General features: G+C 68.0%; 10 protein-coding genes and 1 pseudogene. 7 read left to right on the forward strand and 4 right to left on the reverse strand.

Annotated elements, in window-relative coordinates:
* Positions 1–36 precede the first annotated feature (36 nt).
* The 5 genes from BM070_RS17850 (at position 37) to BM070_RS24360 (ending at position 7,124) form a co-directional block, all read left to right on the forward strand.
* The gene (locus BM070_RS17850; protein WP_092940696.1) at positions 37–1,233 is read left to right on the forward strand and encodes a GGDEF domain-containing protein; all 1,197 of its coding nucleotides are present in this window, start codon (positions 37–39) and stop codon (positions 1,231–1,233) included.
* A gap of 425 nt (positions 1,234–1,658) precedes the next feature.
* The gene (locus BM070_RS17855; RefSeq protein ID WP_092940697.1) at positions 1,659–2,774 is read left to right on the forward strand and encodes a helix-turn-helix transcriptional regulator; all 1,116 of its coding nucleotides are present in this window, start codon (positions 1,659–1,661) and stop codon (positions 2,772–2,774) included.
* Positions 2,775–3,043: 269 nt separating this feature from the next.
* A complete protein-coding gene (locus tag BM070_RS17860) occupies positions 3,044–4,165 on the forward strand; it encodes a helix-turn-helix transcriptional regulator (RefSeq protein ID WP_092940698.1) in 1,122 nt (373 codons plus the stop codon).
* 135 nt (positions 4,166–4,300) lie between these two features.
* A complete protein-coding gene (locus tag BM070_RS17865; RefSeq protein ID WP_139222863.1) occupies positions 4,301–5,959 on the forward strand; it encodes a hypothetical protein in 1,659 nt (552 codons plus the stop codon).
* Positions 5,960–6,029: 70 nt separating this feature from the next.
* On the forward strand, positions 6,030–7,124 hold the full coding sequence (locus tag BM070_RS24360; protein ID WP_139222864.1) for a hypothetical protein: 1,095 nt from the start codon (positions 6,030–6,032) through the stop codon (positions 7,122–7,124).
* Positions 7,125–7,222: 98 nt separating this feature from the next.
* Here BM070_RS24360 and BM070_RS17870 read toward each other — a convergent pair whose 3' ends face one another.
* The 4 genes from BM070_RS17870 to ptsP form a co-directional block, all read right to left on the reverse strand.
* The gene (locus BM070_RS17870) at positions 7,223–8,044 is read right to left on the reverse strand and encodes a shikimate 5-dehydrogenase (protein ID WP_092940700.1); all 822 of its coding nucleotides are present in this window, start codon (positions 8,042–8,044) and stop codon (positions 7,223–7,225) included.
* Complete coding sequence (locus tag BM070_RS17875; protein WP_092940701.1) at positions 8,041–9,837, reverse strand: PTS fructose transporter subunit IIC; 1,797 nt, start codon at positions 9,835–9,837, stop codon at positions 8,041–8,043. Before BM070_RS17875 ends, BM070_RS17870 begins: the two co-directional genes overlap by 4 nt.
* Before the next feature lie 20 nt (positions 9,838–9,857).
* Positions 9,858–10,847 carry a 1-phosphofructokinase family hexose kinase gene (locus BM070_RS17880; RefSeq protein ID WP_092940702.1) on the reverse strand — a complete coding sequence of 330 codons (990 nt, stop codon included), beginning with the start codon at positions 10,845–10,847 and terminating at the stop codon, positions 9,858–9,860.
* A 114-nt stretch (positions 10,848–10,961) separates the two neighbouring features.
* A complete protein-coding gene (ptsP, locus tag BM070_RS17885; protein ID WP_092940703.1) occupies positions 10,962–13,535 on the reverse strand; it encodes a phosphoenolpyruvate--protein phosphotransferase in 2,574 nt (857 codons plus the stop codon).
* Positions 13,536–13,793: 258 nt separating this feature from the next.
* On the opposite strand from ptsP, the gene BM070_RS17890 reads away from it, so the two are divergent.
* Entirely contained in the window at positions 13,794–14,786 is a 993-nt protein-coding gene (locus BM070_RS17890; RefSeq protein WP_092940704.1) for a LacI family DNA-binding transcriptional regulator, read from the forward strand.
* Between the two features lie 101 nt (positions 14,787–14,887).
* Positions 14,888–15,012 (forward strand): annotated as a pseudogene (locus tag BM070_RS25185) (IS5/IS1182 family transposase); the annotation flags it as partial.

The raw sequence follows: 15,012 nt of genomic DNA on the forward strand, positions 1-15,012 counted from the left end.
GGGCGGCGGCCTGCAGGCCCCGGCCCTTCCACGGAGATGTCCCTCGATTTCGTCACGCTGCTGTCGATCACGGCGGTCAACCTGTGCATGCTCGCGGCCGTGCTGCCGCTCATCATGGGGGCCCGGGTCAGCCGCGCCGCACGCAGCGTCCAGATCAGCGTGGCGCTGCAGGCCCTGGGCTGGGTGGGCATCATCGCCTCCACCCTGGTGCACGGCACGGTGTGGGACCGGGTGCTGTCCACCGCCTCCATCGCCAGCACCGCCGGCGCACAATGGGCGCTCTTCGTGGCCCTCGGCGACTGGCTGGGCCCGCGCCCCGGCGCACGCTGGATGCCGTGGCTCACTCTGGCCACGCCGCTGGGCTACGGCATCGGCTTCGGCCACTACGCCTTCCGCGTCGGTTGGGCCAACGGCCTGCTCGCCGCGCTGCTGCTGCTGTCGGCCCGGGCCACGCTGACGCCCCTGCGCTCGGCCACCAGCCGCTGGCGCCTGCTGCTCTGCGCCTGCCTGCTGCTCATGGCGGGCTTCACCGCAGCGCGGGGCCTGCTGGGCGCCTTCACCGACGCCTACCCCACCTTCAAGACCCCGCACCCGGTCAACATCGGCTCGGCCATCGCGGCCAACATCACCGCGGTGCTGGGCGTGGTGGCGCTGATGGTCGCCTGGCGCACCGAAACCGAGGACCAGCTGCGCGCCCTCGCCAGCACCGACGCCCTGACCGGCATCCCCAACCGGCGCGGCTTCGATCAGCGCGCGCCGCTGCTGCTGGCCCGCGCCATCGACGACGAGCAGGCAGTGACCGCCGTGATGTTCGACCTGGACCACTTCAAGCGCATCAACGACACCCGCGGGCACGAAGTGGGCGACAAGGCCCTGGCGCTCTTCGCACGGCTGCTGAGCGAGGCCGTGAAGCCCGGCGACATCGTCGGCCGCATGGGCGGCGAGGAATTCGCGGCCCTGCTCATGCACGCGCCGGGCGCGCAGGCGGCGCGGCAGCTCGACCTGCGCCTGCGCAGCCGGCTGGCCACGGAAAGCAGCCACGCACTGGGCTTCATGCTCGACTACAGCGCGGGCGCCGCGACCGCCCTGGCCCGCGCGCCGGCCAACACCGCCCAGCTGCGCACGACCTGGATGGCCCCGGCCGACGCCGCGCTCTACGCCGCGAAGGAGCGCGGGCGCGGACAGCTGCGCGGGGCGCCTGCGGCCATATCGATCGCCGCGACCCGCCTCTGAAACGAGTCTGCACGGGGCGTCATCGCCCGCGGCGAAATGCACGGCCGGCTTGCCGCCGCAGGGGCCTTCGGTCCAAGCGGCAACCGTGGCACTCACTCCTTCAAAACCAAGCAAGCGCCCAGCTGGCCGCCCACAGGGCAGCGACGCCAGCACGGTATGCAGCATTTCTGCAACGCACAGCGTCTGACCGGCTGCACTGCTGCACTGAGCCGATCCCGCGCAGCCCATACCCCCCGAAGACCGCTTGTCCATCCCTCAAATGCGGTATGGCACCCGGCGGGCCAAACAGGTACAAATTGAGCCATAAGCTATCACTCGATAAATATCGATAGTTAACATAGAGGTACTCTAAAAAGTAGCTATTGCGCCCACACTGCGCGAGGCACAAAAGCAAGCTCGGGACAAGAAGCCGCAAAGGGAACAACATGCGAGACCCGACCAGCCATATCGTGGGACTGCTGTACGAGGGAGTCATGTCCCCGTCGGACTGGCACGCCGGTCTGGACGCCTTGCGTTGCGCGCTCGGTGCGGCTGTATTCCATTACTTCACGCTCAATCAGCCTGATGCATGGGTGAGCGACAGCCTGGATAACCAGGCCAACATCGGCCTTCACTCCAAGAAGCTACGCGAGTACGAAGACCATTACGTGGCCAACGACCTGCGCATGGCCATCCTCTCAGCCATGCCAACCGGGCAGCTGATGTTGGACCATGAGCACATCAGTGCGCGAGAGATGTCGCGCAATGCCTTCTATGCCGACTTCCTCGGAGCGTTCGGATTCCGCAACACGCTGGGCGTGCAAGTGCGCAAGGAAGGCACGGCTGCAGACTTCCTGGGCTTTCTGCGCGAATCCGACAGACCGGCGTATGGAGAAGCGGAAAAAGCGCTCATGAACCGGCTGATGCCCGACCTGATGCGCGCCGCGCACCTGCGTGCCCATGCCGGCCAGTTGGCCCGTCAGGCGGCATTAGGGCTGGCCGCACTGGACAAGCTTCCGCAGGGCCTGGCGGTCGTAGATGCCTCCTGCCATATGCATTACGGCAATCCGGCCGCCGAACGCCTGCTGAGCGGCGGGGGGCTCCTGCAATGCCGGAACGGATACGTGTACTGTGCCGACGCCACATCTCAGGCCCGATTGAAGGAGTGCATTCAGTCTGCCTGCCGGCCGAGCGGCGAACGAAAAGCCAGCGCACTCTGCCTCGGCGCAGACGGGGCCAAGCTGGTCGTGAACGTACTCGTGCTCAAGGAAACGATGGCGGCTGTACGCAGTCCAGCCCCCCTGGCCTTGCTGGTAATGGCAGACCCGGCACGCCCCTCGGGCCTCGACCCCAACCTGATCGGCGAAATCTTGGGGCTGTCGCCCACCGAAACCCGACTGGCCTTGCTGTTGATGACCGGCAAGACGATCAAGGATTTCGCCATGGCCGAGGGCTGCAGCTGGCACACGGCTCGCACCCACCTGAAGAACCTCATGCGCAAGACCGGCTCCCAGCGGCAACTGGACGTCGTGGGCCTGCTGCAGTCGCTGCGCCTGGGCTGAAGGATGCAGCCGTGGCAGACCGAACCATCGCCCACACCAGCGAGCGAACCTGTGCTCCAACCATCACCGGGTGGAGCACAGGTGCCCCAGCCCAGTGCAACGCGGTCGGCATGCGCCGCAGCGCCATTCCCATGGCCCGCTTGGCCATTCAAGGAGTGAAGCCCATCGGCACATCGATGCAGGACAGACCAGCACGCCAGCCGGCCAGCATCAAAGCAGCTCGACGCGCGCACCGCACCATCTGCCTGAAGCCTGAAGCCTGAAGCAATATGCAGCACAGCACAAACACTATCCGAGCCCAACTCTACGATGGAGTGCTGCGCCCTGCGGCCTGGCACAGCGCGCTGGACTTGTTGGGGAGGCGCCTGGGCGCCGGGATCTTCCACAGTTTCACGCTCGACGACAGCGGTGCGGAGGTGCCAGAAAGCACCTCGAATCTGGAGCGCCAGGGACTGGACACCCGTCTCCTGAGCGAATACGAAATTGTGCACGCCCACAACGATTTGCGCATGGCCGTCGCGATGAGTCTGCCAGTCGGCCAAGTGATGTTCGACCACGAACACATCAGCGCGCGTGAAGCAACGCGCAACTCGGTATACACCGACTGGCTGTTACCACTTGGTTTTCGTCACACGCTGGCCGTGACCTTGCGCATGCAGCCACGAGGTGCGCGCGACTTCCTCAGCTTCCTGCGCCCCCGAGACGCCAACCCCTACACGGAAGAAGACCGTGCCTTGACCCATCAATTGATGCCCGACCTCGTGCGCGCTGCGCGCCTGCGTGCGCATATGGTGGGGCTGGCACGCCGCGCATCGCTGGGCCTTGCGGCCCTGGACGGCGTGCACCAGGGTATAGCCATCGTGGATGGCGCGCTGCGCATTCAGCACCTGAATGCAGTGGCAAAACGGCTGCTGAAGCCGCCCAGCCCGCTGCGGGTACGGAATGGACAGTTTCTTGGGGTGCAGGGAGATGCAGATGCCCGGCTGCGTCAGATGACGCGCGAGGCGTGTGCGCCGCTGGGGCGAGCGTCCACGTTCGAGCTGCCGCAGGCCAACGGCCCAGCACTCGTCGTGAGCGTGCTGCCGCTGCACGCGGACACACCCCTTCTGCAACTGAACGGCACGCCGCATCCCCATGCGCTCATCGTGCTGACGGGCGCCGGCCTGCCCGTGGCCGGTCATCAGGCAGTGGCGGAAATGCTGGACCTGTCACCCACCGAAACACGCCTGGCTTTGTGCCTGGCTTCGGGCCGCAGCGTGAAGGATTTCGCGCTGCTGGAAGGCTGCAGCTGGCACACCGCGCGCACCCACGCCCGCAATCTGCTGCGCAAGAGCGGCTGCCACCGCCAGATCGATCTGGTCCGCATTCTGCACGCGCTGCGAGTGGCTTGAACGCTGCGGTGCAGCGGCACGGCCAGCGCACTTTGGCGCGGCGCCTACCGCATTTGCGGGATAGGAAAGACGCGCAAGCATCGATATCGTGATTCACGTTCATCCAATCCATCGTTTGCTCAAGGGAGGTATCACATGCATCGCACTCCACCGCTTCAAGCCGCACGGCTGGCCTGTCCCCTCGCCCTGTCCAGCATCTTCCTGCTGGCGCTGACCGCCTGCGGAGGGGGAGGCGGAGGGGGCGACACGCCGCAGCCTCCGGTCACGCTGACCGGTTCGGTCATGGTGAACCAGGCGGTGAAGAACGCGATTGTCTGCCTGGATCTGAACGCCAATGGCAGCTGCGACGCGGATGAACCCGCATCCGGTCGCACCGGTGCGGATGGTGCCTACCAGCTGACTTACGCCCCCGCGAAAGTCACCTCCTCGCAGGCGGCTAGTGCATCGCTTATTGCACGCATGGTGCCGGGCACCCTGTCAGCAGCCGACACCACCATCGATGCCGCTGATACGACCCAGCCCCTTGCCTCGTCGGCCTATGTGCTGCGGCAGGTGCCGGGCAAGGCCGGGCAGATCAACCCACTGACCACGCTGGTTGCCAGCGGCACCGCCGCAGGGATGAGCGAGGCGGCGGCCCGCAGCAATGCGGCTGTGCAGTTGGGCATTGCCGAGTCGAAGATCGACAACTACCAGGACGATCCTGCCAGCGATCCCACGCGCATCGTGGACAACGCGCGGCTGATGGCCGTCGTCACTGCGGAGGCATTGGAAGATGGCGCAACGCTGCGCGTGGCCGATCAGAACGCGGCAGCAGACGCGGCGGCGGGGGATCTTGTCACGCTCAACTACACGAGTTCCAACACCTATTTCTGGCGCAACTACGCCACCGCTGCCAAACCCGCCGGCACAGCCGGGTTCCCGTTCCTGGACCTGCGCGCGGGCATGGCGTCAGGCGCCCCGCTCAACAGCCTGCAGCTGTACCCGCAGGCGTATTTGAACCCTACCGGCTGGCGGCAGTGCCAGGGCGATGCCGTGCATAACTCCACCAATGGCGTGCCCAGCCGCAGTCTGTATTGCGGCAGCCAGCAAGGTATCGGTTATGTCAAGGCGACGACGGACCTTGCTGCTCAAGCCATGGCGAAGGTGGTTGCCGACATGCAAGCCAACAGCGCCACCAACTCCATCAACAACCGCCGAGACAACGCCGCCCTGCTCGCGGCGCTCGGCTCCGCCACGTTCCCGCAGGGCGCATCCTTGCGTCTGCGCAATGGCTACACGCTCAACCAACCCATCTTCATCAACAGCCTGCTCAACGACGCACGCCCACAGTCCGAAGCCACGACGCTGGAGCAATTGATCGCAGCCAAGCCGGCATCTGCCGTGGACCTGACCACCGCCGCCGGCTCACTGACCCTGGGCCTGGGGGCCACGCCACAGAACAACCTACGCGTCGCTTTCACCGGCACCACCAGTCCGACCACGGGCACCGTCCAGCTCTATGACTGCGCCCTCAATGCCGCCGCTACCGTGGCATCCAACTGCACCGCCACGCAGACCGGCACCTACGCCATCAGCACGGTGAATGGATCGCGCGTGATGCGGTTCGCGGGGCATGCCGCCACCACTGCGTCCAATCAGGTCAATCTGTATGCGGAAATGAAAGCGCCGGATGGGTCGCAGTGGATTTATCGCGCGCGGGAAGCGAAGCCCGACGTGGCTGGGGCACAGACCGCTTCGGCTCGGTTGAATAGTTCAGCCTGGTCAGGCATGAAGACAATTCTGGGATTTAGTTAAATTTTTCCGCAAATGAGGAATTAAACCAATCCCAAAATATTAATAACTATATTTTATGAGGAAGAACATCATGAACAAGAAATCCAATATCACAAGCCAGATCATTTCAGCGGCACTCATAGCAGGGTGCGGAGGCGGAGGTGGAGGCGACACAGCAGAGAACCAAGTAAAAACAGGATTTTTCTCAGTCCAAGGAACAAACAAAAGCGGCAAACTCGTCTTGGCATGCGTAGACGGAATAGAATATATTGATCCGGCCAGCTCAAAAGGGAAAAGCATATCATCAATTCTAGCCACAAAATATGAAATAACCGACAACCAATATCGAACAGAAGCAGCCAGCGGGAGAAGTTGCCGAGATCAATACGCGTCAATCACTCAAATTCTTAGCGTATCCGATTTGAACAGAATTTTGAATAGCACTCCCAATCCAGATCCGGGAACAGGAACAGGCGGCAACCCGACCACAGGAAGCAACCCCGATCAGCCCAGCAGCGGTGGAGAAAATAGCGAGCGGGCCCTTGCATGCGCTCGTCTATATCGAGAGCAATTTAACGACGGCCAGAGAACCATGCCGGATATTATCTACATTACTGGGACAAATACTCCCAGCCCAGCTTGCCAGCGAATCGATAGTGGGTGGGCTGAATTCAATGAAAAATTGAAAACCGCCGTCGCTTACTGTGCAAACACAACAGACTATCGGGGAATAATTCTAGATGGCAGAGACTACGGACACAACCCTCCAAACTGGGGCGAGCTGGGGAGAAGTGCAGTTACTCAACTTCAGCAGGACTCACAATCATGTGCCTCTAGCCTGGGAAACCTCCCAACGGTGATTGAACCTCCCCCATCACCAACTCCCGCTCCGTCGCAGAATGAAATAATCTCAGCCATCAAGGTTTCGGAGGGCTACGAGCAGAACAGAAATTACAATCAATACCAAGTAACACTAAAAAACAATGGTAATACCGCCATTAATTGCACGGTTTTCTTTGATTACACCTACGTCAGAGGGCTCGACCTAGTTCACGATAGAACAACTACAAACACCGGGAAACTAAGTGTGGGAGCAGAAAAAAAATTAACCCTAAGCGCAGCCGGTGCTGAGTCCAATGTAGGGGACGTCTCATGGACTTCCTCTTGTGACAAATGGCCCTTCTAAACAAATCGACTGCAATCGACATTCAACAAAATCACGAAGTTTCGTTCTTTTAACAGCTAAGGATGGTCTGCACGAATAGCATCGAAGTGTGCTTGCACCTACCCGCGGCTGGCAAAACCAGAAGCCCGCTCCACCTGCTCACCCGTCAGCCGCACCCCGGTATACAGCGCAAACTGCTCCGCCACCTGCAGCGCGATCACCTCGGCGCCCGTGATGACCGGGCGGCCCTGGCGACGCGCCTCGGCGATCAGCGGGGTCTCGGCCGGCATCGCCACCACATCGAAGACCCATGCAGCAGCCGCCACCTGGGAGGGCGTGAATGCCAGGGCCTCGGCGCCGGCACCGCCCGCCATGCCGATAGGCGTGGCATTGACCAGCACATCGGCCTCGACGGGGCTTGTTTCATCCTGCCAGCGGTAGCCGCCGGCGGCGGCCAGTTTGCGGCCTGCAGGTTCGTTGCGCGCGGTGACGATCCCCTGCACCAACCCCGCATCGACCAGGGCCGCCAGCACCGCGCGCGCCATGCCGCCGCTGCCGCGCAGCGCCACCCGCAGGCCGGGCGGCACCGCATGGCGTTCCAGCAAGGTCCGCACGGCGAGATAGTCGGTGTTGTAGGCGACCAGCCGGCCGCCGTCGTTCACCAGCGTGTTCACCGACTGCAGCCGCGCCGCCGACGGGTCCAGCGCGTCGGCCAGCGGGATCACGGCCTCCTTGAACGGCATGGAGATGGCGCATCCGCGCACGCCCAGGGCGCGGACGCCGGCGATGGCCGCCGGCAGGTCGGTGGTGGTGAAGGCCTTGTACACGTAGTCCAGGCCCAGTTCCTCGTAGAGGAAGTTATGGAAGCGCGTGCCGATGTTGCTGGGCCGTGCGGCCAGGGACATGCACAGGCGCGTGTCCCTGGTCAGGCGCAGCGTCATGCGGCCGCCGCTGCGCCGGCTGCCGGCTGCCGCTTCTTGAAGAGGCCCAGCGCCAGCGCCGTCACCACCGTGCCGGCCAGGATGGCCGCGGCATACAGCACCACGTGGTTCACCGCGTTCGGAATGGCGAGCACGAACACGCCGCCGTGGGGCGCCTGCAGGCCGATGTTCCAGGCCATGGACAGGCCGCCGGCCGCGGCGGAGCCCAGCATGCAGGCCGGGATCACGCGCAGCGGATCGCGCGCCACGAAGGGGATCGCGCCTTCGGTGATGAAGGCCAGGCCCAGCACGGCGGAGGCCTTGGAGGCTTCGCGCTCTTCGGCCGTGAAGCGGCTCTTGAACAGCCAGCAGGCCAGGGCGATGCCCAGCGGCGGCGTCATGCCGGCGGCCATGGTGGCGGCCATGGGGTTGGCCACGCCGCTGGCGATCAGGGTCGTGGAGAAGACGTAGGCCGCCTTGTTCACCGGCCCGCCCATGTCGAAGGCCATCATGGCGCCCAGGATGATGCCCAGCAGCACGGCGCTGCCGGTCTGCAGGCCCTTGAGCCATTCGGTCAGCGCGCTCATCACGGCGGCCATGGGCGCGCCGATCACCATCATCATCAGCACGCCGACGATGGCCGCCCCCAGCAGCGGCAGGATCAGCACGGGCTTCAGCCCGTCGAGCCCGCGCGGCAGGCGGATGGCGCGGTTGAGCCAATGCACCGAGTAGCCGGCGATGAAGCCGGCCGCGATGGCGCCCAGGAAGCCCGCGCCCACGGTGCCGGCCAGCAGCCCGCCGATCATGCCGGGCGCGATGCCGGGCCGGTCGGCGATGGAGTAGGCGATGTAGCCCGCCAGCGCCGGCAGCATGAGCGCGAAGCCCGCCTTGGCGCCCACCTGGAACAGCACCCAGCCGATGGTGCCCTTGTGCGCGTCGTCATAGACGTAGATGCCGCCCAGCGCGAAGGCCAGCGCGATCAGCAGGCCGCCCGCCACCACGAAGGGCAGCATGAAGGACACGCCGGTCATCAGATGCTTGTAGGCACCGGCGGATTCGCGCTTGGCCGGTGCCGGAGCCGCAGAGGCCGCGCCGGCGGCGGTCGCCGAAGCAGAAGCCACCGCCGCCGCATCGCCCCACACCTGGGCTTGCGCCTGGGCCTGGGCGAACACGGCTGCCGCATCGTGGATGGCGGCCTTGGTGCCGGTGGCGTAGAGGCGCTTGCCGGCGAAGCGGTCGCGGTTGACCTGGGTGTCGGCGGCGATCACCACCAGGTCGGCCGCTGCGATCTCGGCGGCGGTCAGCGTGTTCTGCGCGCCGACCGAGCCCTGCGTCTCGACCTTGATGGTGTGGCCCAGGGCGCGGGCGCCCTGCTCCAGCGCCTCGGCGGCCATGAAGGTGTGGGCCACGCCCGTGGGGCAGGAGGTGATGGCGACGATGTGCAGCGGGCCGGCGGGCGCGGCCGCGGCCGGCGCCCCGGCGGGCGCTGCCACGGCGCCGGCCATGCGGGCCAGCGCGTCGCGCACCACGCGGGCGGCGTCGTCCAGCACGGCCTGGGGCGTGGCCTCGTGCACGGGCGCAGAGATGGTGCCCAGCAGGTCCTGCCGGTCCACCGGCATGTCGGCGGCGATGATGACCGCTGCGGCGGAGGCCAGTTCGGCGTCGCTGAACGCGCCCTGCGTGCCCAGGCTGCTGTGGACGCTGAGGGCCAGCCGGTGGCCGGCGTTTTCGGCGGCGGCGCGCAGCGCCTCGGCCACCATGAAACTGTGGGCCGGGCCGGCCTGGCTCGCGGCGATGGCGATGAGTTGGGCCATGGTTGTCTCTCCTGTGTCTTTCAGATGGGCCGGGCCGTGATGGCGGCGGCCAGGGCATCGACCTCGGGCCGCGGCGGCAGGCCGGGCGCGATGCGCTGGATGCGCGCGGCCGCGCAGGCCATGCCGAAGGTGGCGGCGCCCGGCATGGCCTGGCCTTGCGAGAGCGCGGCCAGCGTGCCGGCCACCAGCGCGTCGCCCGCGCCCACGGTGGTGGCGACGGGCACGCGCGGCGCGGCGGCATGCCAGCAGCCCTGGGCCGTGGCGATGACGGCGCCCTCGCCGCCCAGCGACACGGCCAGCTGGCGCACGCCGTGCTCCTGGCAGAGGCTGCGCGCGGCGGCGGCCACGTCGGCCAGCGCAGGCAGGGCGCGGCCGGCCAGCTCTTCGAGCTCGGCGCGGTTGGGCTTGATGAAGGCCACCGGCACGGCAGCGCCCCGGGCCGGGTCGGCCAGGTCTTTCAGCAGTTGCAGCAGCACGGCGCCGCCGGTGTCGATGGCGATGTGCGCGCCCTGCGCATGCAGCGCCCGGGCGATGCGTTCCCACACGCCAGCATCGGCGCCGGGCGGCAGGCTGCCGGCCAGCTCGCACCAGTCGCCGGGGCGCACGCGTTCGGCGAGCGCGGCCAGCAGGCCGGCTTCGGCACGGGCCAGCGCATCGGGCGCGAGCGCCAGGCCGGGCAGGTTGATGTCGGTGGAGTCGCCGCGCGAGGCGTCGGCGATCTTGATGTTGGTGCGGGTGGCGCCGGGCAGGCGCAGCATGGCGTCGACGATGCCGCGCGCGGCGAAGGCGTCGGCGAAGACGGCGTCGTTGTCCGCGCCCAGCCAGCCGGTGGCCGTGACGGGCACGCCCAGCGCGGCCAGCACCGCGGCCACGCCCACGCCCTTGCCACCGGCCTCGCGCTGGTCGCCCTGCGCGCGGTGGACCTCGCCCGGCACCAGCGCGGCCACGCGCACGGTGTGGTCGATGGCGGGGTTGAGGGTGATGGTGAAGATGCGGGCGGCGTCAGCCATGGCGGGCTCCTGCAGCTTGCAGGCCGAATAGGCCTGCAGCGCTTGATGCGCCTGGGCTTACAGCTATGTTTTCAGTAGCAATCATTGCGAATCCTTGGAAGGCGTCCGGGGCCGTCATTGCGCGGCGGCGGCGGGCCGCAGCTCGGCGCCCAGGGCGCGCACTTCGTCGGCCGTGTCCACCTGCAGGGCGCGCTGCGCCAGGGCCTGCAGCTCGGCCAGGCTGTGGCGGCGCAGCAGGGCCTTGACGGTGCCGATGTCGCCGGTGCTCATGCTCAGCTCATCCACGCCCAGGCCCACCAGCAGCGCGGCGCCCAGCGGCTCGCCGGCCAGGCCCCCGCACACGCCCACCCAGCGGCCGTGCTGGCGCGCACCGGCCACGGTGCGTTCGATGAGGCGCAGCACGGCGGGGTGCAGGCTGTCGGCCATGCCGGCCAGCTCGGGGTGCTGGCGGTCCACGGCCAGCGCGTACTGCGTGAGGTCGTTGGTGCCGATGGAGAAGAAGTCCACATGCGCGGCCAGCCGGTCGGCGATGAGGGCGGCCGAGGGCACCTCGATCATGATGCCCACCGGCACGGCCGGGGCGTTCAGCTCGGCGCGCACGGCTTCCATGCGCTGGCGCAGCGTGATCACCTCTTCCACCGTGCTGATCATGGGGAACATGATCTGCAGCGGGCCGTGCTGCGCGGCGCGGTAGAGCGCGCGCAGCTGGGGCACCATCAGGTCGTCGCGCCGCAGCGCCAGGCGCGCGCCGCGCACGCCCAGGAAGGGGTTCTCCTCCACGGGCAGATCGAGGTGGGGCACCTGCTTGTCGCCACCGATGTCCAGGGTGCGCACCACCAGCGGCTTGCCCTGCAGGGCCTCGGCCATGGCGCGGTAGGTCTGGTATTGGTCTTCCTCGTCGGGCACGGTGTCGCGCTCCAGGAAGAGGAATTCGGTGCGCATCAGGCCCACGCCCTCAGCGCCGGCTTCCAGGGCCTTGACGGCCTGGTCGGCGCGGTTGGCGTTGGCGGCGATCTCCACCGTGTGGCCGTCGGTCGTGGTGGCGGGCTGCTGGCGGGTGCGGGCCTCTTCTTCCTGGCGGCGCGCCAGGCGCTCCATGCGCTCGCGGGCTTCGATCAGCGCGGTCTCGCTCGGGCCCACGTAGAGGCGCCCGCGGTAGCCGTCGAGGATGGCCACGGCGCCGGCCAGCACCGGCGCGGCCGCATCGCCGCTGCCGCCGGCCAGCACGCCCGGGCCGGCCGCCACCACGGCGGGCAGGCCCAGGGCCCGCGCCAGGATGGCGGTGTGCGCCGTGGGGCCGCCGCGCGCGGTGCAGAAGCCCCGCACGCGGCTGGTGTCGATCTGCGCGGTGACGGAGGGCGAGAGGTCGTCGGCCAGCAGGATGGCGTCGTGCGGCCAGGCGGCCACGTCGGTGGATTCATGGCCCCGGCCCAGGAGGTGGCGCAGCACGCGCTCGCCCACGTCCTGCAGGTCGGCCGCACGGGCGGCCAGGGTGGCGTCGGCCAGGGCGCGCTGCGCGGCCACGCGGCCGGCCATGGCATGGCGCCAGGCCCAGGCGGCGCCGTGGCGCTGCACCACCTGGCGGCTCACGGCCTGCAGCAGGTCGGCGTCCTGCAAGAGGCCCTGGTGGGCGGTGAAGATGGCGGCCTGCTCGGCGCGGCCACCGGCCTTGGCGTCGGCCGCCAGCTGGCGCAGCTGGGCCAGCGCCGCGGCCAGGGCGCGGTCGAGCGCGGCGGCTTCTTCGGCGATGGAGTTGAAGCGGTCGTCCACTTCCAGCTCGGTGCCTTCGGCCTGCACCAGCGTGCCCACCACCAGCCCGGGGCTGGCGGCGATGCCGGTGAAGGTGTGGCGCGCGGTGGGCTGCCAGTCGCCCAGCTCGCTGCCCAGGCCCTGGGCCTGGGCCTGGCGGGCGGCGGAGAGTTCGGCCTGGCGGCTTTCTTCCTCGCCCAGGCGCTGGATGGTCGCGCTCAGGGTGGAGAGCGCCGCCGCCGCATCGCTGCCCTGGGCCGAGAGGCGCAGCTGCGCGCCGCGCCCGGCGCCCAGGCCGAGCAGGGCGGCCACGCTCTTGGCGTCGGCCACCGTGTCGCCGCAGCGCACATGCACGCGCGCCTGGAAGCGGCCGGCCACGCGGGCCCATTCGCCGGCCGGGCGGGCATGCAGGCCGTTGGGGTAGTTGAGCGAGAGCTCCCGGCCGAGCGGGAAGTCTTCCAGCGCCGGGGTGCTGGCGGCGCCGCCCGCTGCGGCAGCCGCGCCCGAGGCGTCGTCGGCCGTGAGGGCGCGCACGATCTCGCCGGCATCGGTGGTGGTGGCGAGGCGCCGCATCAGGGCGCTGTCGCGCATCAGGCGGGTGAGGCGGCGCAGCACCTGGATGTGGTCGTCGGTGGCAGCGGCGATGGCGACCACCAGGTGCGCCTGCTTGGCGTCGTCGCCCCAGCGCACGCCGGCCGGCACCTGCAGCACGGCCAGGCCCGTGCGCTGCACGAGGTGCTTGTCTTCCACCATGCCGTGGGGGATGGCCAGGCCCTCGCCCAGGAAGGTGTTGGCCACCTTCTCGCGCTGCAGCAGGCTGTCGATGTAGGCGTGCTGGATGTGGCCGGCCTGGGCCAGCAAGGCGCCTGCGGCGCGCACGGCGTCTTCACGGTTGTGCGGGGCTGCGCCCAGGCGCACTTCGACCGGAATGGTGGACATGCAATGTCTCCTGCGAAATTTGGTATCGATTCCAGACTCGATTATCTGCCGCGGCCTTCGCGCCTCGCAAGCGGCAACCGCCCTGTCATCCCATAAATACTAGGGAAAACACCGAGAAGAACAGCCGTTCGCTCACCCTATCCGCCCCCGCCAGGCGCTGCCGCCCCGCAGGCTTTGCAAAAGATTCTGGAATCGATACCATGCCCTGCATCAACGCATCGACGATGGCGTCGCAACGAATTCGAGGAGACTTTCCGCTTGGCCAGCATCAAGGATGTCGCGCAGCGCGCCGGCGTGTCCACCACCACCGTCTCGCGCGTGCTCAGCACGCCGGAGGCGGTGCGCGCGCCGCTGCGCGAGCAGGTGGAACGCGCCATCGCCGAGCTGGCCTATCGCCCCAACCTGGCGGCGCGCCGGCTGCGGCAGCGCCGCGCCTCGCTGGTCGGGCTGATCGTCTCGGACATCCGCAGCGCCTTCTTCACCGACGTGGGCCGCGCGGTGGAAGACGTGGCCTACCGCCACGGCCTGCGGCTCATCCTCTGCAACAGCGACGAAGACCCGGCCAAGGAACAGTCCTACCTGGAGCTGATGGCCGACGAGCAGGCTAGCGGCGTGATCCTCTCGCCCACCATGGCGGGCCTGAAGCAGCTGCGCCCGCAGGCCTGGCCCTTTCCGCTGGTGCTGGTGGACCGGGCGATGGACACGACCCGCGCCGACCGCGTGGTGCTGGACAACCAGGCCGCCGCCCGCCGCGCCACCGAACACCTGCTGGACAACGGCTACCGCCGCATCGCCCTGCTGGCCGGCACGCACAGCACCACCGGCCAGCAGCGGCACGCGGGCTACGCCGAAGCCCTGGCCGCCTGCGGCCTGGCGCCCCAGCCCCTGTGGATGGACCCGACCCGCGAGGCCGGCGAACGCGCCACCGCCGCCCTGCTCGCCGGCACCGACCGCCCCGACGCCCTGCTGGCCACCAACGGCCTGCTGCTGCTGGGCGCGCTGCAGGCGGTGCAGGCCGCCGGACTGCACCCGCCGCGCGACATCGGCATCGCCGGCTTCGACAACAACGACTGGACCTCCCTGCCCGCGCTGGACGTGACCACCATCGCCCAGCCTACCTACGACATCGGCCGCACGGCGGCCGAGCTGCTGCTGCAGCGCATGCAGGAGCCCGAGCGGCCCGCGCGGCAGGTGGTGCTGGAAGGCGCGCTGGTGGTGCGCGGCTCCAGCGCCGGGCCGGGCCGCCGCTGACCGAACACGGCGCGAAGAGCGTGTTCACGATCTAAGAGCCTGTTTACGATCTTTTTAGAGCCGACAATTGCTTGGTGAAAAGAAAGCCCTACCCAAGCGACATGAGCAGAGAGAAGTTCGCCGAGATCGAGCCCTTGTTGCGCAGCGTTCGGCGCAGTACCAAGCCCATAGAGCTGGATCTCTACGAGGTGTTCTGCGCGGTGCTCTACCTACTGCGCACAGGCTG

It is taken from the genome of Paracidovorax wautersii, assembly GCF_900113035.1.
GTDB lineage: Bacteria > Pseudomonadota > Gammaproteobacteria > Burkholderiales > Burkholderiaceae_C > Paracidovorax > Paracidovorax wautersii.

Coding starts and splice junctions, on each gene's coding strand:
- BM070_RS17860 (WP_092940698.1), top strand. CDS start 3,044: ATGCAGCACAGCACAAACACTATCCGAGCCCAACTCTACGATGGAGTG.
- BM070_RS17870 (WP_092940700.1), bottom strand. CDS start 8,044: ATGACGCTGCGCCTGACCAGGGACACGCGCCTGTGCATGTCCCTGGCC.
- BM070_RS17855 (WP_092940697.1), top strand. CDS start 1,659: ATGCGAGACCCGACCAGCCATATCGTGGGACTGCTGTACGAGGGAGTC.
- BM070_RS17880 (WP_092940702.1), bottom strand. CDS start 10,847: ATGGCTGACGCCGCCCGCATCTTCACCATCACCCTCAACCCCGCCATC.
- BM070_RS17865 (WP_139222863.1), top strand. CDS start 4,301: ATGCATCGCACTCCACCGCTTCAAGCCGCACGGCTGGCCTGTCCCCTC.
- BM070_RS17875 (WP_092940701.1), bottom strand. CDS start 9,837: ATGGCCCAACTCATCGCCATCGCCGCGAGCCAGGCCGGCCCGGCCCAC.
- BM070_RS17850 (WP_092940696.1), top strand. CDS start 37: ATGTCCCTCGATTTCGTCACGCTGCTGTCGATCACGGCGGTCAACCTG.
- BM070_RS24360 (WP_139222864.1), top strand. CDS start 6,030: ATGAACAAGAAATCCAATATCACAAGCCAGATCATTTCAGCGGCACTC.
- ptsP (WP_092940703.1), bottom strand. CDS start 13,535: ATGTCCACCATTCCGGTCGAAGTGCGCCTGGGCGCAGCCCCGCACAAC.